21 protein-coding genes are annotated in these 24,363 nt (G+C 41.5%); 15 read left to right on the top strand and 6 right to left on the bottom strand.

The features are described from left to right. The first annotated feature begins 1 nt into the window (after position 1). The 6 genes from H5186_RS18775 to H5186_RS18750 all read left to right on the top strand — a co-directional run bounded on the left by H5186_RS18775 (position 2) and on the right by H5186_RS18750 (position 6,321). The gene (locus tag H5186_RS18775; protein ID WP_182794776.1) at positions 2-772 is read left to right on the top strand and encodes an enoyl-CoA hydratase/isomerase family protein; all 771 of its coding nucleotides are present in this window, start codon (positions 2-4) and stop codon (positions 770-772) included. 8 nt (positions 773-780) lie between these two features. Then, complete coding sequence (locus H5186_RS18770; RefSeq protein ID WP_182794775.1) at positions 781-2,757, top strand: acetyl/propionyl/methylcrotonyl-CoA carboxylase subunit alpha; 1,977 nt, start codon at positions 781-783, stop codon at positions 2,755-2,757. Continuing rightward, positions 2,750-3,661: a hydroxymethylglutaryl-CoA lyase gene (locus tag H5186_RS18765; RefSeq protein WP_182783603.1), complete on the top strand. Its 912-nt coding sequence runs from the start codon at positions 2,750-2,752 to the stop codon at positions 3,659-3,661. Before H5186_RS18770 ends, H5186_RS18765 begins: the two co-directional genes overlap by 8 nt. A gap of 54 nt (positions 3,662-3,715) precedes the next feature. Beyond that, positions 3,716-4,414, top strand: a complete 699-nt coding sequence (locus tag H5186_RS18760) for a CoA transferase subunit A (RefSeq protein WP_145233270.1) — start codon at positions 3,716-3,718, stop codon at positions 4,412-4,414. Positions 4,415-4,426: 12 nt separating this feature from the next. Continuing rightward, on the top strand, positions 4,427-5,083 hold the full coding sequence (locus tag H5186_RS18755) for a 3-oxoacid CoA-transferase subunit B (RefSeq protein WP_145233269.1): 657 nt from the start codon (positions 4,427-4,429) through the stop codon (positions 5,081-5,083). A gap of 359 nt (positions 5,084-5,442) precedes the next feature. Continuing rightward, positions 5,443-6,321 (top strand): LysR family transcriptional regulator, encoded by an 879-nt coding sequence (locus H5186_RS18750; protein ID WP_145233266.1) that lies wholly within the window; start codon positions 5,443-5,445, stop codon positions 6,319-6,321. A 153-nt stretch (positions 6,322-6,474) separates the two neighbouring features. On the opposite strand, the gene msrA is transcribed toward H5186_RS18750, so the two are convergent. Continuing rightward, positions 6,475-7,767 (bottom strand): peptide-methionine (S)-S-oxide reductase MsrA, encoded by a 1,293-nt coding sequence (msrA, locus tag H5186_RS18745; RefSeq protein WP_182794774.1) that lies wholly within the window; start codon positions 7,765-7,767, stop codon positions 6,475-6,477. Positions 7,768-7,934: 167 nt separating this feature from the next. Between msrA and H5186_RS18740 the strand changes: the two genes are divergently transcribed. From H5186_RS18740 to H5186_RS18705, 8 genes are all read left to right on the top strand, one after another. Continuing rightward, complete coding sequence (locus H5186_RS18740; RefSeq protein ID WP_182719002.1) at positions 7,935-9,452, top strand: leucyl aminopeptidase; 1,518 nt, start codon at positions 7,935-7,937, stop codon at positions 9,450-9,452. A 297-nt stretch (positions 9,453-9,749) separates the two neighbouring features. Further along, complete coding sequence (pxpB, locus tag H5186_RS18735) at positions 9,750-10,418, top strand: 5-oxoprolinase subunit PxpB (RefSeq protein ID WP_182794773.1); 669 nt, start codon at positions 9,750-9,752, stop codon at positions 10,416-10,418. Continuing rightward, the gene (locus H5186_RS18730) at positions 10,415-11,350 is read left to right on the top strand and encodes a biotin-dependent carboxyltransferase family protein (protein ID WP_182794772.1); all 936 of its coding nucleotides are present in this window, start codon (positions 10,415-10,417) and stop codon (positions 11,348-11,350) included. Before pxpB ends, H5186_RS18730 begins: the two co-directional genes overlap by 4 nt. A 65-nt stretch (positions 11,351-11,415) precedes the next feature. Then, the gene (locus H5186_RS18725; RefSeq protein ID WP_145233413.1) at positions 11,416-12,120 is read left to right on the top strand and encodes a DUF969 domain-containing protein; all 705 of its coding nucleotides are present in this window, start codon (positions 11,416-11,418) and stop codon (positions 12,118-12,120) included. Continuing rightward, a complete protein-coding gene (locus H5186_RS18720) occupies positions 12,120-13,145 on the top strand; it encodes a DUF979 domain-containing protein (protein WP_182767437.1) in 1,026 nt (341 codons plus the stop codon). Before H5186_RS18725 ends, H5186_RS18720 begins: the two co-directional genes overlap by 1 nt. Beyond that, positions 13,138-13,806, top strand: coding sequence for a pyroglutamyl-peptidase I (pcp, locus tag H5186_RS18715; RefSeq protein WP_220496398.1), 669 nt, complete (start codon positions 13,138-13,140; stop codon positions 13,804-13,806). The genes H5186_RS18720 and pcp overlap by 8 nt, the downstream gene beginning before the upstream one ends. Before the next feature lie 154 nt (positions 13,807-13,960). After that, positions 13,961-15,634 carry an asparagine synthase B gene (gene asnB / locus H5186_RS18710; protein ID WP_182719005.1) on the top strand — a complete coding sequence of 558 codons (1,674 nt, stop codon included), beginning with the start codon at positions 13,961-13,963 and terminating at the stop codon, positions 15,632-15,634. Continuing rightward, positions 15,618-16,466, top strand: coding sequence for a PhzF family phenazine biosynthesis protein (locus tag H5186_RS18705; RefSeq protein WP_182719006.1), 849 nt, complete (start codon positions 15,618-15,620; stop codon positions 16,464-16,466). The genes asnB and H5186_RS18705 overlap by 17 nt, the downstream gene beginning before the upstream one ends. Here the strand turns inward: H5186_RS18705 and H5186_RS18700 are convergent. The 3 genes from H5186_RS18700 to egtB form a co-directional block, all read right to left on the bottom strand. After that, positions 16,437-17,225 (bottom strand): 2-keto-4-pentenoate hydratase, encoded by a 789-nt coding sequence (locus H5186_RS18700; protein WP_220496226.1) that lies wholly within the window; start codon positions 17,223-17,225, stop codon positions 16,437-16,439. The genes H5186_RS18705 and H5186_RS18700 overlap by 30 nt on opposite strands. 142 nt (positions 17,226-17,367) lie before the next feature. Beyond that, positions 17,368-18,339 (bottom strand): L-histidine N(alpha)-methyltransferase, encoded by a 972-nt coding sequence (gene egtD, locus H5186_RS18695; protein WP_182735625.1) that lies wholly within the window; start codon positions 18,337-18,339, stop codon positions 17,368-17,370. A gap of 2 nt (positions 18,340-18,341) precedes the next feature. Continuing rightward, positions 18,342-19,571 (bottom strand): ergothioneine biosynthesis protein EgtB, encoded by a 1,230-nt coding sequence (egtB, locus tag H5186_RS18690; RefSeq protein ID WP_182767436.1) that lies wholly within the window; start codon positions 19,569-19,571, stop codon positions 18,342-18,344. A 506-nt stretch (positions 19,572-20,077) separates the two neighbouring features. Here egtB and H5186_RS18685 point away from each other — a divergent pair. Continuing rightward, positions 20,078-21,658 carry a BCCT family transporter gene (locus H5186_RS18685; protein ID WP_145233245.1) on the top strand — a complete coding sequence of 527 codons (1,581 nt, stop codon included), beginning with the start codon at positions 20,078-20,080 and terminating at the stop codon, positions 21,656-21,658. A gap of 83 nt (positions 21,659-21,741) precedes the next feature. Here H5186_RS18685 and H5186_RS18680 read toward each other — a convergent pair whose 3' ends face one another. Together H5186_RS18680 and H5186_RS18675 are read right to left on the bottom strand one after the other, a co-directional pair. Next, positions 21,742-22,452 (bottom strand): 3'-5' exonuclease, encoded by a 711-nt coding sequence (locus H5186_RS18680; protein WP_182794771.1) that lies wholly within the window; start codon positions 22,450-22,452, stop codon positions 21,742-21,744. A 3-nt stretch (positions 22,453-22,455) separates the two neighbouring features. Continuing rightward, positions 22,456-24,351, bottom strand: a complete 1,896-nt coding sequence (locus H5186_RS18675) for a DUF294 nucleotidyltransferase-like domain-containing protein (protein ID WP_182794770.1) — start codon at positions 24,349-24,351, stop codon at positions 22,456-22,458. Positions 24,352-24,363: the final 12 nt, after the last annotated feature.

Here is a 24,363-nt window from a genome sequence, read left to right as displayed (position 1 = left end):
TATGTCAGTAACACTACAAATAACTAAATCAAATGTGGCTGTACTCGTTTTAAGTCGCCCTGAAAAGCGCAATGCCTTTAACGAGCAAGTGATCCAAGAACTTATTCAATGTATAGAGCATGCTAATAGCTTAGATGTACGCGCCCTTGTTTTAAAAACTGAGGGAGAGCATTTCTCTGCAGGGGCTGATCTTAATTGGATGAAGTCCATGGCAAACAATGACTTCAGTGAGAATCTTGCGGATTCAAAACAACTTGCCAAATTAATGCATGTATTAGCCAGCAGCCCACTGCCAACGGTATGTGCTGTGCAAGGCGCGGCATTTGGCGGCGCACTGGGCTTAATTGCCTGTTGTGACATAGCCATATGCCAAGACAATGCACAGTTTTGTTTAAGCGAAGTAAAACTTGGCCTCATTCCAGCTGTAATCAGCCCGTATGTGATCAGAGCCATTGGCGAGCGCGCTGCACGTCGTTATTTTTTAACCGCTGAGATTTTTGATGCCCACACAGCCAAGCAATTAGGCTTAATTCATCAAGTAACCGGTAAACTTGAATGCGCGCTTGATCAACTACTCGAAACACTGATCAACAACGGCCCTGTCGCGGTTCGCGCAGCAAAACAATTGATCAACGATGTAGCTGGCCATGATATTAGTGAACAAATCATAAATTTAACCGCAGAGCGTATCGCCAAAATTCGCGTATCTGAAGAAGGTCAAGAAGGGTTATCTGCCTTTTTTGAAAAACGCCCACCAAATTGGCAAAAATAGGGATCACCATGAGCACACAATCATTACAAAAAATTCTTATTGCTAATCGCGGCGAAATTGCCTGTCGGGTTATGCGTACCGCAAAGCAAATGGGCTTAACCACTGTGGCGGTTTACTCTGATGCAGATAAAAATTCACAACATGTAAAACTCGCCGATGAAGCCTACCATATTGGCGCAGCGCCGAGTAAAGACTCCTATTTGGTAGCTGATAAAATTATCCAAGTAGCACTGGATGCCGGTGCTGATTGCATTCACCCTGGTTACGGCTTTTTATCTGAGAACAGTGAATTTGCAAAGGCCTGTGAAGCCAATAATATTGCGTTTATAGGCCCACCAGCGAGCAGTATCGAAGCAATGGGCTCAAAAACCCGCGCCAAAGAAATAATGGCAGCCGCGAATGTACCATTAGTACCTGGTTATTATGGTGACAAACAAGATCCTGCGTTTTTACAAGCTGAAGCTGAAAAAATTGGTTACCCAGTGCTTATCAAAGCAGCCTTTGGTGGCGGTGGTAAAGGCATGCGCGTGGTTGAACATGCAAAAGACTTTATCAGTGCTCTACAAGGTGCACAGCGTGAGGCAATCGCCGGTTTTGGTAACGACTTAGTACTACTTGAGCGCTATGTTAATAAACCACGCCATGTTGAAGTGCAAGTGTTTGCTGATAATCACGGTAACTGTGTGTACTTAGGTGATCGTGATTGTTCATTACAACGCCGCCATCAAAAGGTGATTGAAGAAGCCCCCGCGCCTGGTTTATCTGACGAACTACGCAAAGAAATGGGCGAAGCCGCAGTACGCTGTGCACTTGCGATCAATTACCGAGGTGCAGGCACGGTGGAGTTTTTACTGTGTGGCGATGAATTCTTCTTTATGGAAATGAACACCCGGCTGCAAGTTGAGCACCCTGTTACTGAAATGGTGACTGGTGTCGATTTAGTTAATTGGCAAATTAACGTCGCCGCAGGTAACCCATTACCCATGCAACAAAGTGATATCCAATTACAGGGCCACAGCTTTGAAGCGCGTATTTACGCCGAAGATCCAAGCAATGACTTTATTCCTTGCTCTGGTACCATCAATGGCTTGTATATACCAGTTCAATCTGAGTATGTACGCATTGATACTGGGATCATGCAAGGGGATGAGATCAGTCCATTTTACGATCCTATGATCGCTAAATTGATCGTTCATGATGACTCGCGCGAGCAAGCTTTAGCACGATTAAGCACAGCCCTTGAACAATTTCATTTAGCGGGCTTTAGTTGTAATGTGAGCTTTTTACACACCCTTGCTAACCATGCAACCTTTAAGCAAGGCGCTCCTGATACTCACTTTATTGAAGAGCAAGGCGATGCGTTGCTTAAAGTTGATCAACAACACGCTGTTAGTAGCCGCATTATAGCTGCATTTAGCTATTTAACTGGGCTTAATCGTCAAGGAACTCAGAACGCATGGGACAGTCTAGCTGGTTTTAAACTCAATGCAGAAGCAACAATCAAGGTGCCATTCGTTGATAATGCGATCACTGCAACAGCTCATCAAGCGGGGTACACAGTCCGCATCGATGAGGTTGACTATACAACCTCTGGCAGTATCGACAATAACCTGTGTAGTGTATTTATCAATGGCAATAAACATATCGCCCATGTGGTTACTGCAGACAATACCATCACAGTAATGTACAAAGCATTGCAAACTACCTTTGATATTTTTGATAAACACTATATCAGTGATCACGAAAGCGATGCCCTACCGCTTGCAGCACCACTTAACGGTACCGTTGTAAAACACCTTATTGACGTTGGCAGCACCATCACAAAAGGTGATGCTGTGGTGATCATTGAAGCCATGAAAATGGAATATACGCTCACCGCCCCCCATGATGGTGTATTGCAAAGCTATTGTTTTGCAGAAGGTGCTCTGGTGAGTCATGGTGCCCTATTAGCAATTGTCAGCGATGAGAGCGCAGCAGATGAATAGTACACTACCAAGTCATGTTCGCATTGTTGAAGTGGGTGCCCGTGATGGCTTACAAAACGAGCGTGCAGTAACTACTCAAGATAAGGTAACCTTAATTAACGCTCTTGCTGATGCAGGTATTAAAGACATTGAAGCAGGCGCATTTGTATCACCGAAATGGGTGCCACAAATGGCCGATTCCAGCAATGTGATCAGTGCGCTTGATTTACCTACGACTAATTTAACGGCACTTACGCCTAACTTAAAAGGTGCAGAAGCAGCCCAGGCTGTAGGTATTAAAGAATTTGCTATTTTTACTGCTGCCAGTGAAGCCTTTTGTCAGAAAAATATTAACTGCTCAATTGACCAAAGCATAGCCCGCTTTACTGATGTAATGGCCTTTGCTAAATCACATAATATTCGTGTTCGTGGTTATGTTAGTTGTGTGCTTGGCTGCCCATACGAAGGCGATATCGATCCGCAGCGCGTACTACAAGTATGTCAAAAGTTATTAGACCTTGGTTGTTACGAAGTAAGCCTAGGTGACACTATTGGCGTAGGTACCGCAAAAAAGGTCGATGAGCTGTTGGACGTGCTACTAGCTGAAATTGATAAGTCATTGTTAGCTGTTCATTTTCACGACACTTATGGTCAAGCGCTCACAAATATTTACACTGCCTTAAAGCGAGGTATAGCAACGGTTGACAGTGCGGTTGCAGGCCTTGGTGGCTGCCCTTATGCAAAGGGTGCGTCAGGAAATGTTGCCACTGAAGATGTAGTTTACTTACTACAAGGACTTGGCATAGAGCATGGAATTGATTTAGAAAGACTGGCTAAAGCTGGTTGGGCAATTTGCACGGCATTAAATAAACAACCTGTGAGCAAGGTATCCTTGGCACTTAAAAATCAAACTACTGATCAATAGTCTATATTTAGCCTTAAATTAGTAGTCATATAATTACAAATAAGGAGTGGGCCCATGGCCGGTTTCGATAAAGTGGTTTCAAGTTATGAAGCTGCAATGGAAGGCTTAAAAGATGGCGATACCATTATCGCTGGTGGTTTTGGTTTATGCGGTATCCCTGAGGGATTGATCAGCGAAATCAAACGTAAACAAACCAAAGAACTTACTGTGGTATCGAATAACTGCGGTGTAGATGATTTTGGTTTAGGTATTTTATTGCACGACAAGCAAATTAAAAAAATTATTGCCTCCTACGTGGGTGAAAATGCCCTATTCGAACAGCAATTGTTGAGCGGCGAAATTGATGTAGAGCTTACTCCGCAAGGTACGCTGGCTGAAAAAATGCGTGCCGGTGGTGCTGGAATTCCTGCTTTTTATACAGCAACAGGTTACGGTACGCCTGTGGCAGAAGGTAAAGATGTAAAAGAATTTAACGGACGCCCTTATATCTTAGAAGAATCAATCACTGGTGAGTTTGCCATTGTAAAAGCATGGAAAGCGGACCGTTATGGTAATTTAGTGTTTCGACACACGGCGATGAACTTCAACCCAATGGCCGCAACAGCAGGTAAAATTACCGTTGCTGAAGTTGAAGAAATTGTTGAACCAGGCGAACTTGAGCCAAGCCAAATTCACACCCCTGGTATTTTTGTTAATCGCGTGATCAAAGGTAACTTTGAAAAACGCATTGAACGTGTAACCACTCGCGATTAAGGAGCAATAATTATGGCATTATCACGTGAACAAGTCGCAATGCGCGTTGCACAAGAACTACAAGACGGTTATTACGTTAACCTCGGTATCGGTATTCCTACGTTAGTGGCAAACTACGTACCTGATAACATTGAGGTGATGTTACAGTCTGAAAATGGCTTACTAGGCATGGGGCAATACCCTACTAAAGCAGAGCTTGATGCAGATATGATCAACGCAGGTAAAGAAACCGTGACAGCAGCTAAAGGCGCAGCCATATTTAATAGTGCAGATAGTTTTGCAATGATCCGTGGAGGTCATGTAGACTTAACTGTTCTAGGTGCATTTGAAGTTGACCAAAACGGTAGTATCGCATCGTGGATGATCCCTAAAAAGTTGATCAAAGGCATGGGCGGCGCGATGGACCTTGTCGCTGGTGCAAAAAATATTATCGTTACTATGACCCATGCAAGTAAACATGGTGACTCGAAACTGCTAGAAAGTTGCTCTTTACCTTTAACTGGTGTTAACTGTGTGAAGAAAATAGTAACAGATTTAGCCGTGTTAGAAGTCAAAGACGGCGCATTTCATCTTTTAGAACGCGCACCGGGCGTGTCAGTTGATGAAATTATTAGTAAAACAGCAGGTAAATTACTTGTTGATGGTGAAATCCCTGAGATGGTTTTTTAATTTAACGCTCAGGTCCACCCTGTACCGACCTCATTCCCAGTGCCAATGGCGCTGAGTTACCCAAAATCCCTCGCAAGAGGGATTTTTTTTGGCTGCACCAATTTGTCACACAAATAGCGTATAATGCCCCATGATTGTGAAAATCACTGAAATTGCTTAAACATATAATTTAATAAGCAACGGAAATAACTTAATATATTAGCTATTTAAATACTTATAGCAGATTAAACAATCCAATAAAGTCTATTTATTAGGCATTCTGGCAAATATTACCTATTCCCATACTTTAAGCAGAGGTTTTTTGCAAATTGGGATAATAATTGCTTAACTAACGTTATTGAGAATTACTAGCAACGACTATGCAAACACCTATCAGAGGATTGCGTTCATTTTGTTTTGCGGCAAGAACGCTAAGCTTTAAAGAAGCCGCCAATCAGCTTTATTTGACTCCATCTGCTGTTAGTCATCAAATAAAGCAACTAGAAGAACAGTTAGGGATTGAGTTGTTTGAGCGCCAAACACGCTCGATCAGACTTACAGCTGCGGGGAAAAACTTTTATGACTCGGTATCACCACTTATAAAAGCACTCGAAAAAACCATTAACGAATTTAGTCAGCTGCAAGAAAATATAACCATCAGCATTACTTTGCCAGAGTTTTTTGCCAGTGAGTTATTAATGCCGAAACTGAGCGAGTGGACTGTTGAGCACCCTAAAACCAATTTACAACTAAACACCATGAAAACGCGTAAAGAGTTAACTAAACAAAGTGATTTATCTATTGTGCTGTCGTCTTCGAAGCCAATTGAAGGCGTTGTCCACGAGCTGTTTTCATTACAATACACACCGGCTTGTAATAAAGAAAATTGGCAACAGTGGCACAAAAAGCCACTTGAAGCATTACAACAAGTGCCGTTAATTTTGCACAAAGCGCGTCCTTGGGCTTGGCATCAATGGGCTGAACATGCAGGCCTTGATGACTTTTCACCCAAGCAAATTATACAAGTAGATAGTATGTTTGGTGTTGCCCGTGCAGCGCAACAAGGTATGGGTATAGCGCTAATTCCTTTGCCTATTAGTCAAACATGGTTTGACGAAGGCTGGTTGTGCAACTTTACTGATGAACCATTAGTAACCAAAGATAAATACTATTTAGTACAGCACTACCCTGGCGAGGCAAATGCACAGCTTGAGCTATTTATAAAATGGCTGCTAGACACATTTAAACACTTAAAATAAAGCCAATAACAGTGATGATCCGACATTAATTGTACTCTTATAATTTGATATACAACTCATTAAATACGATAAACCCAGCTCAATGGGTTTATCGTAAAAATAGTTTATTTTGAAGCCTTACTCTGCAATTTCCTCAGCCATTATTCTAAACTGTTAGGTGTCTTTGCGAGCGACAAAATCTAAAACAGTTGCATTGATACAATAACGATCTTCACCTTTTGGGCCTTCACCTGGGAACAAATGCCCTAAATGAATACCCGTAGATTTAGATTTAATTTCAATACGTTGCATACCGTAACTATTGTCTTCATGCATGGTCACACTGTCTTTGATAGGGTGAGTAAATGACAGCCACCCGGTGCCCGATTTGAACCGATCCCGAGTATCAAACAGTGGTACACCACTGAGTTTGTCTATAAAAATACCATCCGGGGTATTTTTAAAAATATCGTACTGTTTACAAAACGGACTATCTGTACGGGCCTTAAATGCCACTGTATATGCTTCACTATCCCCTAATTTAAATGCGCCAAGTGCTTTATAAAACTCTTCGCTAGACACATAACCTTGGCGACCATAAACCTCTTTACCATCTTCTAAAAATAAGATTGTTGGGGTGGCCCAGGTCGCTGATTTAATCGTTAAACCATCAAGTTGATCGGCTTTACGATAAGTGACGGCAATGGTTCCTTGATAATCATTTAACACATCTTTTTTGAGTTTTTCACAATAAGGGCAGTAATCTCGTGAATCAATGATCACTATCTGCTTTCCTGCGAGTAAAGCCGTATTATCAACTTTATCATCACTGCGTTTTTCAAAAACAACGCCTGTTGAATGATCTGGGCAATAGCCATTAGGATTTTTAACTAAGTAGTCTTGGTGATACTCCTCAGCCGGAAAAAATACCGTTAATGGTTTTATAATGGTTTTTATAGAGCCATAACCAGCTTGGGTTAGCTTATCTTGATACTGCTGTTTTAATTCTTCAGCCAGTGCAGCTTGTTGCTCAGTAGTGGTTAATATAATTGAACGGTACTGCGTACCAATATCATTTCCTTGGCGATTTTTTTGCGTTGGATCATGACTTTCAAAATAACTTTTTAATAACGTTGCAGCGCTGATTATATTGCTATTGTAAGTAACCTCTACAACTTCAGCGTAATTATTTTCATCGAACTTGCGCGATGATTGGGTAATATTACGATAAGTTGCTTTAAAACCCTTACCATCTGCATAGCCTGACTTTGCATCAATTACACCAGGAAGCGCTTCATAACGTTTTTCTGCCCCCCAAAAGCAACCAGAACCAAGTACCATGGTTTCTAAATGCATTGTTGCTTGAATATCATTATCTTTTTCATTGTTAAGGGAAACACCATAACTTGCCGCACTGAACAAAATTGTTAAAGTGGTTAATTTAAGCCAATTCTTTGCTGCCAACATACTCTACCTCTTTCTATTTGTTGCTTCATTTTAGTAGACCTTGAAGCAGAACATATTATTTCAGGAATGTGGGTTATTTTATCGCTCATTATTGCGGCTTTACCGAATCCGACTTAACCTATGCGAATAAATGAGGTAAAACGTGTTTATTTAATAAAGGTACAAACATGAAAAACCTTATTGCTTTTTCTGCATTATCAATTGCCCTTGCACTTAGTACGCAAAGCCATGCTGCAGAGTTTAATTTTTCTTCCAAGCTTGATAGTAATGCACAAGCATTAGTGTTGTTTTACAGTGAGGATGGGAGCAATACCGCATTTAACTCAATCAATAAAAAGTTCAATGCTCAATTACAGCACGCTATTGAAAATGAAAGTTTTAGTGGCAAATACGCCAGTACTGTTGAATTAATTGCACCTTATAATAGTGACTATAAACGCGTGCTAATTGTTGGTACCGGTAAGCAAGATAAGCTTGATAGAGCGTTAATGACCAAACTAGGTGGTAATATTCATGCGCGATTAATGAGCAGTAAAACAACAACTGCTGCGGTTGCATTCGATGACGTTGAAGGCGTAAACAATAACAGTGTACTTAGTGCTCACTTTGCACACGGTGCAAATTTACGCGACCATCGTTTTGAAAAATATAAACAAACTCCGAACACTCACACTGTCAGTTATCATTTTGACGTTAGTAATTCCAAGCAAACAAAACGTAACTATTCTGAACTTGAAAGCATTCAAGCAGGAGTGTTTTTAGCACGTGATTTAACCTCAGAAGTGGCCAGCGAAATGACTCCTGTTGACTTTGCTAGTGCGGCAAAAGAGCTTGAGTCTCTAGGTGTAGAAATCACTATTTTAGAGCCTAAGCAATTAATAGAACTAGGTATGGGGGCACTTGAAGCTGTCGGGCGTGGCAGCGAACAAGGCGCTCGCTTAGTCGTTGCACATTACAAAGGCTCAAACGCGACCCCTATTGCTCTGGTTGGTAAAGGGATCACCTTTGACTCTGGTGGTTATAGTATCAAAACAGGCGCATCAATTGCGCGTATGAAATCTGATATGGCTGGCGCCGCCGCTGTACTTGGGACTATCAAAGCAATGGCGCTTGCAAAAGCTGACAAAAACATTGTTGCCGTTATGGGTATGGCTGCCAATATGGTGTCGCAATACGCTGTTGCCCCTGGTGATGTGGTTCGCACCGCAGAAGGTTTAAGCGTTGAGATTGTTAATACTGATGCAGAAGGACGCTTAGTATTAAGTGATGCAATGTGGTATGCACGTGAATATTTCAAGCCGGAGATCATGATAGACGTTGCCACCCTTACCGGCTCTAAAATCAAAGCCGTAGGTAACGATTATGCGGCGGTGTTTTCTGATGACGATACGCTTGTTACGCAACTCACTTTAGCTGGAATGCAAGTAAACGAAAACCTATGGCGCTTACCGCTGGGATATAAAGAAACCTTAAGTTCAGACATTGCCGATCTTAAAAACCTAGGCTCAAGTGGCCCCGGAGCAACAACGGCCGCCAGCTTTTTGCAACATTTTGCTGGTGAAACTCGTTGGGTACACATAGATATTGCAGGTAATGCACTAGCAACTAAAGGAAAAGATGAAATTTCACCAGGCGGCACAGGTTATGGTGTGCGCTTGCTCAGTGAGTGGCTGTTAAGTAATTAGCAGTAAGCTATTATAACTTAATGCATTCTACTAACATCATTAGTTGTTATAACAACTGTGGCATTATCAAACACCTACTCTAAGCAATAGTGAGTGATATGCCACAGTTTTTTATAGTCTGACTCACATATCTAGTTTACGTGTATTAGTCCAGAACATTCCATAACCAAACTAATGTGTTTGCGCTACACTGGGTAATGTTAATATTGCAAGGTTGTTAACTAGTCGCATCGCTATAAACATTTCATACGTTATATGCTAGTTTGAGGTATTCAAGAATAATAAATACATTTGGCTATGGATCAACAAACTATCTCTCCAACTATTAGTGTCCTCAGTAATAACAGCATATTGCTTGATGCCACTGCCCTAAACGATGACAGTCTGAGCATTCAAAAAAAAATCTGGGCACTAGTGCAACAATGCAACACCAGCGACGCCTTTATAGATGTAGTACCTGCAATGAACTCGCTGACAGTTTATTTAATAGACCCTACTTCGCTTGCTCACTGGCAAGCTCAGTTAGCACTTTGGTGGGCAAATATAAATCCGCACGACTATCAGGGTAAGCATCATAAAATTATTACCCAATACGGTGGTGACTATGGCCCAGATCTAGACTATGTAGCTGAGTATCACAATTTATCGCTACAACAAGTAATTGATATACATAGCCAAGGGCATTATCAAGTATTGTTTTTAGGCTTTCAGCCAGGCTTTGCATATTTGCACGGTCTGAATAGTCAATTACATACTCCGCGCAGAGCACAGCCGCGAACTCGAGTGCCCAAAGGTTCGGTTGCCATTGGCGCTAATCAAACCGCGATTTACCCAGCTGATTCGCCCGGTGGGTGGCATATTATCGGCCACAGTGATTTTGCATTATTTGACAGTGAAAATACTCCACCATGCGCAATACAACCGGGCGATACGCTGCAATTTGTTACTAAGGAGTCGGTATTATGATCACCGTAATAAAGCCCGGAATGCAAATGACGATTCAAGATCTTGGTCGTCGTGGCTATCGTCATTTAGGAATTGCCCAATCTGGTGCGCTTGACCCTTATGCAATGATCATTGCCAATCGTTTAGTAGGCAATGATGACAATCAAAGTGTTATTGAGATCACTTTAGGCTTAGCGCAATTACAGTTTCAATGTGCCACTGTTATTGTGCTGCATGGCGCTGATATGCAAGCAAAGCTTGATGGAGTAAGTATTTATCCCGGCTGGAGTTATCCAGTAGAGCAAGGACAAACACTGACATTTGCCACCGCTCGGCAAGGTTTTCGCAGCTACCTCGCAATTAAAGGCGGCATTGATTGTCATGCAGTGATGAATTCAACAGCCACCGATATTGCAGCAGGTTTTGGTGGCCTAACGGGCGCGCCTTTACAAGCCAATGATCAAGTCCCAATCACGCCATTTGATGGCAATTGGCCGCAACGTGGAGCGATTTCCCCCGCTAAGCGCAGTGTGATCCGCGTCCATTACGGCCCACATCAACAATTACTATCACAACAATTTAGTGATTTTTTTGCCCAGACGAAATGGCAAGTCAGTCCGCAAAGTAATCGTATGGGAGTGAGGCTCAGTACGGAACATAATCAATTAATGCATACACATTCATTGCCTTCTTTAGCTGTTAGCCCGGGCTCTATCCAACTAACACCCAGTGGTGAGCCTATCGTATTGCTAAATGATGGCCAAACAACCGGAGGATACCCGCTACTTGGTACTATAATAAGTGCGGATCAACACCAATTTGCACAACTTAAACCTGGTGACTTTGTAATATTTGAATTCGTCAACCTAGCAGCTGCAAATACTGCGCAGCGAAAACTTGACGCTCACCTACAACAATTGACTATTGCACTAAGAAACTTGAGCATCAGATAACCAATCACTAAATAAAAGCTCAGCTTAATAAATAATAATAAACACAGCACAGTGTAGGAACTATGATGTTTGATCTTAATTATTGGCCATTAATTGGCATTCCAGTGGTTGTGCTAGGATTTGCCTTGCGCTTTAACCCACTGATTGTAGTAACCGTTGCTGGCCTTGCAACTGGTTGGGCGGTAAATTTAGATATCCTCACCCTTTTGCAAACCTTTGGCGAGAAGTTTATGAACTCTCGTCAACTGGCCAGCTTTATTCTTATTTTACCCGTTATCGCACTGCTAGAGCGCTATGGTTTACAACAGCATGCGAAAAACTGGATTGCACAAATTCAAAGTGCCACCAGCGCACGTATATTAGCCCTGTATTTTATCGTTCGAGAATGCTCAGCAGCCCTTGGGTTATTAAGCCTTGGCGGTCAAGCACAAACTGTTCGTCCATTATTAGCCCCCATGGCATTAGGTGCCGCGACCAATAAACACGGTGAGCTGCCAAAACCCATAAAAGACATGATCAGCGCCCATGCAGCTGCCGTTGATAATATTGCGATGTTCTTTGGAGAAGACATTTTCATTGCTTTTGGTGCTGTACTATTGATGGATGCCTTCTTAAAGGAAAACGGCATTGCCGGTATTGAACCGCTGCATATTGGTTTATGGGCTATTCCGACCGCCATTGCCGCACTCATTATTCATTTATTTAGATTATCTCGTTTAGAAGCAAAAATAGCTCTGGCTGTTGCTCACTACAAACAGCAGGAAGTGTGATGAGTAAAGTACTAACAACCGATGTAACTAACTCAAACGCTACAATTATCACCATTGAGAACATTTATTTATTAATTGGTCTCGTTGTGATGTTTTTAGTTGTTCGAACGCTGCAAGACAAAAACCATCCAAAAAGGCTCACTACAGCATTATTTTGGTTGTTATTTGGTAGCAGTTTTTTATTTGGTGATGTATCGATTGCCTTGTTCGGCAAAGCCAACACTTATTTATGGGTTGGTGTGAGCGTAGTATTAATTGCCCTGTTAGCGGGCTTAAACCTAGTAAGCATGGGCAGTTATCAACCACTCACTGAACAGCAACAAACACAATCGGCCTCTCGCCTGGGCAATAAATTATTTGTTCCCGCATTAATGATACCCGTGATCACGGTATTACTGACTGTTTCTTTTGATGGTATCGCAATTGGTGATTATTACTTACTTGATCAACGTCATTTAACTCTCGCATCGCTCACTATAGCGTGTGTGTCTGCGCTACTTATTGGCTGGAAAATTACTGGGGGAAATCCGATTGAAGCTGTCACTGAATCCCGTCGGCTGCTAGATTCTATCGGTTGGGCAGCAATACTGCCACAAATGCTAGCAATGCTTGGTGGCGTGTTTATTGTGGCGCAAACAGGAGACTCAATTAAAGAGTTGGTTACTTTATTTATAGCGCCAGAGAATCGTTTTATGCTGGTGGTGCTGTATTGTGTTGGCATGGCGTTATTTACCATGGTGATGGGAAATGCGTTTGCTGCATTTCCGGTAATGACTGCGGGTATTGCTATGCCTTTTTTAATCGAAGGTCATGGCGCCAGCGCCGCACCACTGGTAGCAATTGGGATGTACAGTGGTTACTGTGGAACGTTAATGACGCCAATGGCAGCAAACTTTAATATCATTCCAGCGGCATTACTCGACCTAAAAGACAAATACCATGTTATAAAGGTGCAAATACCTACTGCGCTGGCCTTATTAACGGTCAATATTATTTTAATGTATATGGTGGTTTTTAATGACTAAACTGACATCAAGCATGCCCTGCGTATTGATAACTGGGTTTGCACCATTTGGCGGCGAATCGCTCAATCCGTCGTGGCAAGCGGTAAGCAAACTCGACGAACATTTAATCGCTAAGCACCGAGTAATAGCCCTTGAGCTACCGTGTGAGTTTAATACCTCATTAGAGGTGCTTTATAAAGCCATAGAGCAGCATCATCCGGTTCTAGTATTATGTATCGGCCAAGCCGGTGGCCGCAGTGAAATAAGCATAGAGCGTATCGCGATTAATATTGATGATGCCCGAATTAAAGACAACGCAGGAAAGCAACCCATTGATCACCCCGTCGTCAATAATGCCCCTGCTGCTTATTTTGAACAATTACCTATCAAACGCATGTTATTAGCACTGCAACAAAGTGAGATCCCAGCCGCCATTTCTAATACAGCGGGTACATATGTGTGTAATCACGTTATGTATGGTCTATTACATCATATCAATGAGCATGAACCACACATCAAAGGGGGCTTTGTACATATCCCTTATTTACCAAGCCAAGCTGTGCACCATAATGGCGCACCGAGTATGAGCGAAGAAACCGTACTAAGCGCGTTAAAAGTAATGATCAACGAAGCTATTGTTGCAAAACAAGATGTAAAAGTCGCGGCTGGCACCACCCACTGACCAATTTGGTGCATCAGCGGCCATGCTGGTGCATAAATTATTCTGAAAATATTGTAAAAGCTATGTGACTTAGTTAATTATTTCTGTTAAAACAAACGTGAATGGTTAGGTATTATGACCTAACTAACACACATGATAGGAATGAGGAGTTACTATGTGTTCAATTTTTGGTGTATTAGATATAAAGTCTGATCCCGCTCCATTGCGTACGCAAGCAATTGAAATGTCAAAATTATTACGTCACCGCGGACCTGATTGGTCTGGTGTATATTCATCAGATAAAGCGATTTTAGTGCATGAACGTTTAGCCATTGTTGGTGTCTCAAGCGGTGCACAGCCTTTATACAACCCTGAAAAAACTCATATTCTAGCGGTTAATGGCGAAATTTATAATCACAAAGAACTTGCCGCTAACCTTGAAACCGATTTCACTTTTCAAACTCAATCAGATTGTGAAGTTATCTTAGCGTTATACAAACAGAAAGGGCCTGAATTTTTAGATGATCTGAACGGTATTTTTGCTTTTTGTTTATATGACGAAGAACAAGACGCTTATTTAATTGGCCGTGATCATATTGGTATTATTCCACTTTATACAGGCCACGATGAGCACGGTAACTTTTATGTTGCCTCAGAGCTAAAAGCACTTTCACCAATCTGTAAGCATATTGAAGAATTTCCTCCTGGACATTTTTTATGGAGTAAAGATGGTCAATTGCGCCCATATTATGCCCGTGATTGGCAAAGCTTCGATGCAGTTAAAGATAACAGCGCAAAAGCCGAAGACGTCAAAGATGCACTTGAAGCCGCCGTTAAACGTCAATTAATGTGTGACGTACCTTATGGCGTGTTGTTGTCAGGTGGTTTAGATTCATCCGTTATTTCAGCTATTACCCAACGTTTTGCAGCAAAACGTATTGAAGATAATGATGAAAGCGATGCATGGTGGCCTAAGCTGCACTCTTTCTCGGTTGGCCTTGAGGGCTCCCCAGATCTAGCGGCTGCACAAAAAGTAGCTGATATGATAGGAACTGTTCATCACCCGATTATATTTACGATTCAAGAAGGGATTGATGCCCTACGTGAAGTTATTTATCACATTGAAACCTACGATGTAACTACGATCCGTGCTTCTACTCCGATGTACTTAATGGCTCGCCAAATCAAAGCGATGGGTATTAAAATGGTGCTCTCTGGTGAAGGCGCTGATGAGCTATTTGGTGGTTACTTGTACTTTCATAAAGCACCAAATGCACAAGAGTTTCATGAAGAATTAAACCGTAAAGTATCTAAACTGCACATGTTTGATTGCTTACGCGCAAATAAATCAATGGCGGCATGGGGTGTAGAAGCCCGCGTTCCCTTCCTTGATAAAGAGTTTGTTGATGTTGCTATGCGTATCAACCCTGAAGCTAAAATGTGTAAAGATGGCAAAATTGAAAAGCATATTTTACGTGAAGGCTTTGACGGCTACTTACCTGATGAAGTGTTATGGCGTCAAAAAGAGCAGTTTTCGGATGGTGTAGGCTACAGCTGGATTGATACATTAAAAGAGTTTGTAAACGAGCAAGTAACCGATCAAGAGCTTGAAAACGCAAAATTTAAATACCCTATTAACACACCTGATTCAAAAGAAGCGTATTACTACCGTACTATTTTTGAATCTCACTTCCCAGGTGATGCAGCCGCTAAATGTGTACCACACGGTAAGTCAGTCGCCTGTTCAACGCCTGAAGCGTTATTATGGGATGCATCATTTCAAAATAATGCCGATCCATCAGGTCGTGCCGCAGGTATTCATAACGACGCCTATGCACAAAAGAAATAATAAGCCTAGTCGCTTATTAAATCTGGCAATAACTCACAGACTGCACAAAGCCCCGCGCTTTGTGCAGTCTTTTGCTATTGAGCAAGTTTTTAACGATACAGCGAGACGCTGTAAAGGTTCGTCTGCGTTAATTGTTATTTATAAAACAGGGTTAACAACTCGACTAATGCAGCGCATTGCAAAAAACACCGCTCAGCCCGCCACCGTATTTTTAAATCAAGCCAATATCAAAAAAAATCGATGCCCTATTCGTTGGTTTAATCACAGCCATGAGATCAGCCGCTGTGGTCATGGGACACTCGCCGCTGCACTGTTTTTAAAAAAATGGCAAGGGTTTAGCCCAAACACTTTTTATACAAATACAGGGGAAGTATTTAAAATCAGAATACATCAACGCGCACTGCAACTACAATTAGCCACCATTGATAGCACCGAGGTACAAACAGAGGTTCTGCTGCAACAAGCCATTCCTACCTCAATAGTGCAAAGCTATAAAACAGCAAAAATTAACGGCTACAGTACTGTGATGATTAACAGTGATCAGCCTTTAAAAACACTCGCGATAAATACAGCACAATTACAATACTACCCAAATGCAGTGATTGTATTGCAACAACGCCAAACAGCTAATCAAACCACACAGTGGCATTTTCGATATTTTGCTCCTTATTATGGCGTTGATGAAGATAGCGCTACAGGTTCAGCCATCAGCATTATTGCCCCCATAATCAAACAATACACTGAACAAACACATGGCCAGCTTTTCCAAGATTCTGTTTTCGGAGCAACCATTAATTACCGTTTAAAAGATAACAGCGTCATTATCAGTTAAGCCACTAAATTTGACGGTGTATTTTCCAAGCCCTGCATAGTCAATTTCAGTATCAACATCAGTGTCTAACTCAATAACACCACAATATGAGCCTGTTATGAGAATTTGGCCAGCAGCGAGCGTGATCCCACACTTAGCCAGATAATTTACTGCCCAATAGATTGGTGTTTGTGCCAGACCACATGGATGCTTGCCAAGATAGCTATGACAGCGATTATTTTGTGTTATCGCGATAGTAATATGTGCCGCATCATAAGCTGCTTGCTTATTAATTTTAGGACCAAGTAACACCCCTTGGTTACTTAAACCATCCGCTAACTTTGCAAAGTGATTTGCTTGATACGCTGTAGAGAAACGGTTTTGGATCAGCTCAAGTGCCATATGCGTGTCACTCACCGCGTGGTCAATTTCAGCTTCGCTATAGCTGGCCTGCTTTGGCATATTTTGCGCAAACACAAAAGCAATTTCAGGCTCTATCCGTGCCTTGTTTTGTTCAGTATATAATGTGCAGATTTGTGCAAATGATTGCGGCGGCTTTAATATTGGAGCCAAAATAATCGCACCGTTATCAAGTGGTAATAGGCATTTCCAACCAAATACTTGGCCCTTGTTTAATGCAATCATCAATTGTTGAACAGCTAAACTATCTTCAGTGCTTGTTAATGCTAATTGTGGCGGTAAATCTGATTGTGGCGCTGCACTTGTGCGTTGTGCAAATAAATGTGCTGCAATCGTTTTTAATTTAGTAGAACTGTCCACACTAACCTCTTCGTAATAAGGTTTTATAATGGCTACACCAGCAGCCGTAGGTTTAATGTAGTATTTATACTATTAAAAAATCAATTTGCGCAGCATTTTTAGCTAAGTACAGTTAAATAATAAATTATGGACTGTGCATTGTTTAAATTGGCCTTAATAAACACAATGCAAAATACCCCTGCTCGTCTTGCCACGTTTGCTCTAAACGTAATCCAGCTTGGGCGCTAAGTTCAGTAAATGCCTGTAGTGCGTATTTATGGGAGTTTTCTGTATGGATACTCTCACCTTGAGAAAAGCTAAATGATTCGCCATTGACGGTGACTGTTTGATCACAGTTACTGATCAAATGCATTTCAATACGGCTTAGTTTTTCATTAAACCGTGATTGGTGATTAAACTGGCTAAGATCAAAATCAGCATTTAACTCAGCATTAATACGCTGGAGCAAGTTTTTATTAAATGCCGCGGTCACGCCTTGTTTATCGTCATAAGCATCAAGTAATACTTGACGGTCTTTGAGCAAATCAATGCCAATCAATACATAACCGTTAATACCACATAACCGATGGAAATTTTTCATGATCTCAATGGCTTTTAGCGGTGAAAAATTGCCTATTGTTGAGCCTGGAAAATACACGAGGTTCGTTTGGCTATCCAATTGTGTTTCACGGCTTAACTGCTTTACCATTTGGCTATGAGTAAAATCCCCCAACAACGGCGAAATAGCTAACTCAGGAAATAATGGAGATAAATGAGCCAATGAGTAATTAAGCATTTCATTAGAGATCTCAAATGGCACAAAACTTTTCACATTCACTAAGTGCGCTAACAAATAAGCAATTTTTTTACCCGAGCCACAGCCCGGCTCTATGATTGATAAGTTATCAGGAAGCAACTTGGCAATTGCTTGGCTGTGCTTGGTTAAAATGCTCAGCTCTGTGCGTGTCACATAGTACTCATCAAGCTCAGTGATCTGCTCAAACAAAGCGGCCCCGTTATCATCATAAAAATATTTACAGGGTAGATTCTTTTGCTGCTGTGACAGTCCCGCAATAACATCGTTTAAAAAGCGGTTATCAATGTCGATTGTCGTTAATGTTGTTATTTGGCTCATGCTCAATCCTTAGCGAGTCTAATACCACTGCGCATCCACGCTTGGTGTGGATAATAGAAATTGCGATAAGTTAGTCTTAAATGATTTTGTGGGGTAAGTTTACAGCCACCGCGCAGTACCATTTGGTTCGCCATAAATTTACCATTGTATTCCCCTGCCACGCCTGCTATTGGCTTAAAGCCTGGGTACGGTAAATAGGCACTGTTTGTCCACTGCCAACAGTTGTCGGTCAGCTGGGTGATAGTTTGTGCCGCATTACTGTTAGCAACGCTTTCCCATTCAAATTCGGTTGGGAGGCGTGCTTGTGAGTAATGTGCAAAAGCGTTTGCTTCGTAAAAGGTAACATGGCTTAGCGGCTCATTTAGCGCCAAAGGCTGTAATCCAGCTAATGTAAATTCAAACCACTCATTATTTACTTTATGCCAATAGAGTGGCGCAGTTTGCCGAGCATTATTTATCTGCGCCCAACCGTCACTGAGCCAATGCTCTGGATTTTGATAACCACCGTCTTGTATAAACGCTAAATACTCACCATTGGTAGTTAACCGGTTAGCAAATTTAAATGGCTGAATAAGCACTTGATGAGTTGGCCGTTCATTGTCGTAGCTGAACGTTTGCTCAGTTGCACCAATATGTGCAGTATGCTTTGAGAATGCCACAAAGCTAAGAGGACTGGCTTGCGTAACAGGATTTTCTATACGGATATTGTTAGTGTCACAATAAGCAGGAAACAACGGATTAACTGAAAAGTTATATTGAATGTCCATCAGCATTAGTTCTTGGTGCTGTTGTTCATGGTTAAGTCCTAATTCAATAACTTGCTTTATTGACTCGCTACACGGTGCACTCAGTAATTCAATCACCGCCCGGTCAACATATTCTCTATAGGTAATCACGTCATCTAAACTAGGCCGCGATAAACTCCCTCTGCACGCACGCTTAAATTGTTCACCTATACCGTTATAATATGAGTTAAATAAAATTTTAAATTTAGGATTAAATACTGTGTAGTGAGAGCTATGTGCAATTAGCAAAAAAGTTTCAAAGAACCACGTTGTGTGCGCAAGGTGCCATTTACTAGGGCTTACATCTGCCATAGCTTGTAATTGGCAGTCTTCTGCTGATAACGAGTTTATTAACGTCACGCTGTGGTGTCGAACGCGATGATAATGCTGAGCTAATTGATGCTCATCAGCCGTGTTTTTAGTGTTCTCTTTGCCATGGTTACTCATAGTAATGACTAAATTCCTTATCGCTACTGATCAATGATATAGCTCATCTAATGTTAAATCATATTCATATTACGCTTTCATTACTGCGACTATAAAACGTCAATCTCGTGCAACTGCCTTTTACAACTACAAAAAATAATAGCTCAATTAACCACAAAAAACAGCCGCGATTACTTTAACAATCAAACTAATTTTTGACCTTTTGCGAATTATGTACTTTTATATAAAAACATAAAAATGGTTACAATGGCCATATAAGCCGCTATTTAACAACAAAATCATTTACATTTGGTATTTAACTCATACACTAGTAGCTGTATGATCATCTTTTAAATTAGTTAGTCTTCAAATAAATTAAAGTATCAATTATTACCTAACCTGAACTTTGCTTTAAAAATTTACTAACGTAGTGATTTATTATCCGAAGCTTCAAGTTACTTAGACTAATTAAATTAGGTATGTTGCTGGTAACAAGCAGCTTGTTAGGACAACAAAAGAGGTATTGCATGAGCGAAAATCATGACAAATATAGTATCGACAATACGGATTACACCGTAGGTCAGGATAACGTGCAAAAATGGGGATTTGATATACACAACCCTGTTTTTGGCATCAGTGCGGGCCTGATTGTCATCTTTTTAATCGCCATTCTCGCTACCGATCCACAAACTGCAAAAGCAGCACTTGATGGTGTGAAACTCGATATAATTAATAATTTTGATGCCTTGTTTATGTGGGCTGCAAACTTCTTCGTTATTTTTTGTTTAGCACTGATTGTTTCTCCTTACGGAAAGATCCGTTTAGGAGGCAGTGATGCTAAGCCTTCATATACTCGTGTTTCATGGCTCGCTATGTTATTCGCCGCAGGCATGGGTATTGGCTTAATGTTTTGGGGGGTAGCTGAACCGGTTGCATATTTTACTGGTTGGTATGAAACACCACTGAATGTAACAGCCAACACCCCAGAAGCTGCAAAACTGGCAATGGGGGCAACTATGTTCCATTGGGGCCTGCACCCTTGGGCTATTTATGCTGTAGTTGGCTTATCACTATCATTCTTTACATATAACAAAGGTTTACCACTGTCTATCCGGTCAATTTTTTACCCTATATTGGGCGATAAAGCATGGGGCTGGCCTGGTCATATCATTGATATTTTAGCAGTACTGGCAACTTTATTTGGCTTGGCAACATCATTGGGGTTAGGCGCTCAGCAAGCGTCTGCGGGGATAAACCACGTGTTTGGTCTCGAAGGTGGCATTGGCTCACAAATACTCGTTATTGTTGGCGTTACCCTACTGGCTATTATTTCCGTTGTGCGCGGCATTGATGGCGGTGTAAAACTCCTTAGTAATATCAACATGCTAATTGCTTTTGCCCTTTTGGTATTTGTTTGCTTAGTTGGCTTTGCTGTTGCGATGGGTAATATTCCTACCACCTTTATGGGTTATGTAGAAAATATCATTCCATTAAGTAATCCACATGGCCGTGAAGACGAAACATGGATGCATGGCTGGACTGTATTTTACTGGGCTTGGTGGATTTCGTGGTCACCGTTTGTAGGCATGTTTATCGCTCGCGTATCACGCGGTCGTACTATTCGTGAATTTTTGATTGCGGTATTACTTATTCCAACATTGGTAACAGTATTATGGATGTCAATTTACGGCGGTATTGCAATTGATCAAGTAGTCAATGGTGTTGGCGCACTTGGCCTAAATGGTTTAACCGATGTCCCTATGGCTATGTTTCAAATGCTAGATGAATTACCTATGTCTAATATTTTGTCTGTAATTGCTGTGCTATTAGTTTTAGTGTTTTTTATCACTTCATCTGATTCAGGGTCATTAGTAATAGACTCTATCACTGCTGGCGGGAAAATTGATGCGCCAGTACCACAACGCATATTTTGGGCATCTATTGAAGGTGCTATTGCAGCCGCGCTATTGTGGATTGGTGGTACACAAGCAATCGAAGCACTGCAAGCAGGTGCGGTCTCTACCGGCTTACCATTTACAATCGTCTTGCTGTTTATGTGTTTAAGCCTTATTTTAGGTCTGAGAACTGAGCCGTTACCGGCTAAATAAACGCTATATAAAACCAAAAACGCCGCAAATTTGCGGCGTTTTTTTATTTAAGCTTATTAGCCAAAGTTCAGGTTAAGAAATTTTTAACTCCATAACTGCGAGATCGGTGTATCTTCTCGGTAATGGTGACTCAATTGTGCTTGTAACAGTTCAGCTGTTGCTAAAGCGTCTGTTAAAGCATTATGGTTTTTATACACAGGTAATGAATAGCGCTGGCGACAATCACCTAATCTAAGCGATCCTAACCTAGAATTAAATAACCAACCTAGCAAACCCTGCCTGGCTTTTAAGGCTTTTCGTTCAATTTCCATGGTATCAACCAAAGCAAAGTTGATCCCCTCGTTAAGCCTAAGTAACAGTGCAGTATTTAAGAAGTGCCGCTCAATCGCGCCATAGTGTACAACAACCACTTTACCACTGAGTGCTTGCAATAATGGCTCAATAATCTGGTTAAAATCCGGGGCATCGTCAATTTCTGAATGCGTTATGCCATGTATTACAATGGATCCCTCGTTGAAATTACGCCTAGGGCGCACCACCCAATGGCGACTATCTTTGCAATATATACGCTGTAAATTAAAAGGAATTAAACCAACGCTGACAATATCATCACTAGTGCTATCTAAACCGGTTGTTTCAAAGTCCATTGCAACAAATGGCACATCTTTAATTGCTGCGAATTTATCGCTAAAAGCAGCTCCATAAAAACGTTTGATAGTGTCATTTTGAGCGCCGCTTAATAAATTTTTATAGCGTGTTGCCCAGTCAATCATTGCTTGCTTTTTGAAAGCCATAAATTACTTCACCCCAGAGTTTGCTGAGTAACTAAATTTCAAATAGCTTTGTGCTTTTTCTAAAATTGCAAAAGCTTCTTTTAAGTTACGCTGCTCAAAAGGCGATAATAAATGAGGGTCTAAATCGTTGTCGGGTTCTTCCCCTTGTTCAATTTGCCACGCTTGGTGACGGAACCGCATCATGGCAATATATTCTAGCGCATCTCGCAAATCTTGTGCTTTGCCTTGCGGTAGAAGCTTCGCTTCAATAATATCTTCTAAGCGTTCGAACGAGTTTTGCTTACGTGATCCAACCGCCAATGCGTGAACCCGAATAACATCTGAAAGCGGCGCTGTGCCTCTGCGCTTTAAATTCATAGAACGTTTATGCTGACCGTTGTGCTCCATAACAAAGCCTTTAAAAAACCCCAATGGTGGGGTTCTGTTGCGGGCATTTGCAGCCATATTAGCTAAAAATACGCGATTAACTTTGCTTTGTTTGGCAATAAATATTTTAAGCTCATCGGCCCATTTGGTTTTACCCCACACCCCGTCTAAATCAAAAAATATGGAGCTATTTAGTAAGGCTTGCGGTTTAGGTTGCTCTATCCACTGAGCAAATTGCTCAAACCATTGTGCACGTGTTTTTCGCCATTTTTTAAATGACGCCATTATTTCGCCATCACAATAGGTATAACCGCATTGAGCTAAACCATCACAAACAAAATCGGCAATATTTTGAAAATACGTATCATGAAGTTCATCATCATAATCATCATCTAGAATGAGCGCGTTATCTTGATCAGTAACAATGAGTTGCTCATCCCGCGCCATTGAACCTAAAGCGATAAAACAGTACGCAACCGGCGGCGGCCCATACTTTTCTTCAGCTAATACCAGTAACCTTTGTTTAAAAGTGCGGCCAATCACAGCCATTGCCGTGCCAATCATATGCGAGTTTGCATCTTCATTTACCATCCGTACAAACACATTCGGCAGCTGGCGTGCATAGTGTGTTAAATCTTCAATCGATTGCTGCGCAAGTATTCCACGTACTAATAGCAAGCTGCTTTGTGATTCATAGCGTAAAATATCAGAAAGAGAAATAACCCCAATTGGACGGCGTTTTTGCACCACCGGTAAGTGATGTAAGTTATCACGTAGCATCGCAAGTACAGCTTCGAAAACATAGGCATTGGCATCTAATAAAACCAAGTTTGTAGACATTATTGTATGCGCGGGTGTGTCAAATGCCAGCCCATGAGCAATGACTTTGGTACGTAAATCTTTGTCTGTGATAATACCAACAACTTGACCATCATCTTCCTCTGGGTCGTCGTTAATAGGTTTAGTACTATCAGTCACTAAAACCGATGACACCGATTCATCAGTCATAAGCTGGGCAACTTGTTGCACCGTCGAATCAGTATTAACTGTTACCACATCACGGTGGATCAGCGATTTTACTTTTGCCGTGGTTAAATCATTACCATCGGCTTGTTCAACAATTGCCTGATGTAAACGAACATTACCATCCGTTTCAAAATAGTCAGCAAATGAATCAAATTCGTCGCAATAGCGGTTAAATAGTTCAACATTAATGCAATACACTAGCGTATCTTCAAGTGCTTTAGCTGGAAAGCGAACCTTGCGATTCATCAGTAAACCCATCTGCCCAAATATACCGGCAGTGGTTAAACGATTATCCAGTTCCCCATTACGTCGATACATTTCAACAGAGCCGCTTCTGATCACATAAAGATCGGCGATATCTTGACCAAATAATAAAATATCGGTGTGCGCTCTAAAGTAGGCGACTTCAACCTGTTGCGCGAGCTCATTGATTGCTTTACTCGGTAGGCTGTCAAAAGGCGGGTGTTGTGCTAAAAACTGCGCGATTTCTACTTGTTCGGCTTGCATAAAAAAAACCTG

Origin of the sequence: Pseudoalteromonas sp. SG41-2 (assembly GCF_014164535.1) — a bacterium.
In the GTDB taxonomy this organism is placed as follows: Bacteria; Pseudomonadota; Gammaproteobacteria; order Enterobacterales; family Alteromonadaceae; genus Pseudoalteromonas; species Pseudoalteromonas rhizosphaerae.
The sequence above is the reverse complement of the archived record's forward strand: the minus strand, read 5'-3'. Positions and strand labels throughout refer to the sequence as shown.

Excerpts from the sequence above, each read along its gene's own strand:
- H5186_RS18680 (WP_182794771.1), bottom strand. The coding sequence starts at position 22,452 with ATGGCTTTCAAAAAGCAAGCAATGATTGACTGGGCAACACGCTATAAA.
- H5186_RS18770 (WP_182794775.1), top strand. The coding sequence starts at position 781 with ATGAGCACACAATCATTACAAAAAATTCTTATTGCTAATCGCGGCGAA.
- H5186_RS18775 (WP_182794776.1), top strand. The coding sequence starts at position 2 with ATGTCAGTAACACTACAAATAACTAAATCAAATGTGGCTGTACTCGTT.
- egtB (WP_182767436.1), bottom strand. The coding sequence starts at position 19,571 with ATGAGTAACCATGGCAAAGAGAACACTAAAAACACGGCTGATGAGCAT.
- H5186_RS18675 (WP_182794770.1), bottom strand. The coding sequence starts at position 24,351 with ATGCAAGCCGAACAAGTAGAAATCGCGCAGTTTTTAGCACAACACCCG.
- H5186_RS18730 (WP_182794772.1), top strand. The coding sequence starts at position 10,415 with ATGATCACCGTAATAAAGCCCGGAATGCAAATGACGATTCAAGATCTT.
- H5186_RS18705 (WP_182719006.1), top strand. The coding sequence starts at position 15,618 with ATGCACAAAAGAAATAATAAGCCTAGTCGCTTATTAAATCTGGCAATA.
- H5186_RS18760 (WP_145233270.1), top strand. The coding sequence starts at position 3,716 with ATGGCCGGTTTCGATAAAGTGGTTTCAAGTTATGAAGCTGCAATGGAA.
- H5186_RS18720 (WP_182767437.1), top strand. The coding sequence starts at position 12,120 with ATGAGTAAAGTACTAACAACCGATGTAACTAACTCAAACGCTACAATT.
- msrA (WP_182794774.1), bottom strand. The coding sequence starts at position 7,767 with ATGTTGGCAGCAAAGAATTGGCTTAAATTAACCACTTTAACAATTTTG.
- H5186_RS18765 (WP_182783603.1), top strand. The coding sequence starts at position 2,750 with ATGAATAGTACACTACCAAGTCATGTTCGCATTGTTGAAGTGGGTGCC.
- H5186_RS18755 (WP_145233269.1), top strand. The coding sequence starts at position 4,427 with ATGGCATTATCACGTGAACAAGTCGCAATGCGCGTTGCACAAGAACTA.
- H5186_RS18725 (WP_145233413.1), top strand. The coding sequence starts at position 11,416 with ATGTTTGATCTTAATTATTGGCCATTAATTGGCATTCCAGTGGTTGTG.
- H5186_RS18685 (WP_145233245.1), top strand. The coding sequence starts at position 20,078 with ATGAGCGAAAATCATGACAAATATAGTATCGACAATACGGATTACACC.
- H5186_RS18750 (WP_145233266.1), top strand. The coding sequence starts at position 5,443 with ATGCAAACACCTATCAGAGGATTGCGTTCATTTTGTTTTGCGGCAAGA.
- asnB (WP_182719005.1), top strand. The coding sequence starts at position 13,961 with ATGTGTTCAATTTTTGGTGTATTAGATATAAAGTCTGATCCCGCTCCA.
- pcp (WP_220496398.1), top strand. The coding sequence starts at position 13,138 with ATGACTAAACTGACATCAAGCATGCCCTGCGTATTGATAACTGGGTTT.
- H5186_RS18740 (WP_182719002.1), top strand. The coding sequence starts at position 7,935 with ATGAAAAACCTTATTGCTTTTTCTGCATTATCAATTGCCCTTGCACTT.
- egtD (WP_182735625.1), bottom strand. The coding sequence starts at position 18,339 with ATGAGCCAAATAACAACATTAACGACAATCGACATTGATAACCGCTTT.
- pxpB (WP_182794773.1), top strand. The coding sequence starts at position 9,750 with ATGGATCAACAAACTATCTCTCCAACTATTAGTGTCCTCAGTAATAAC.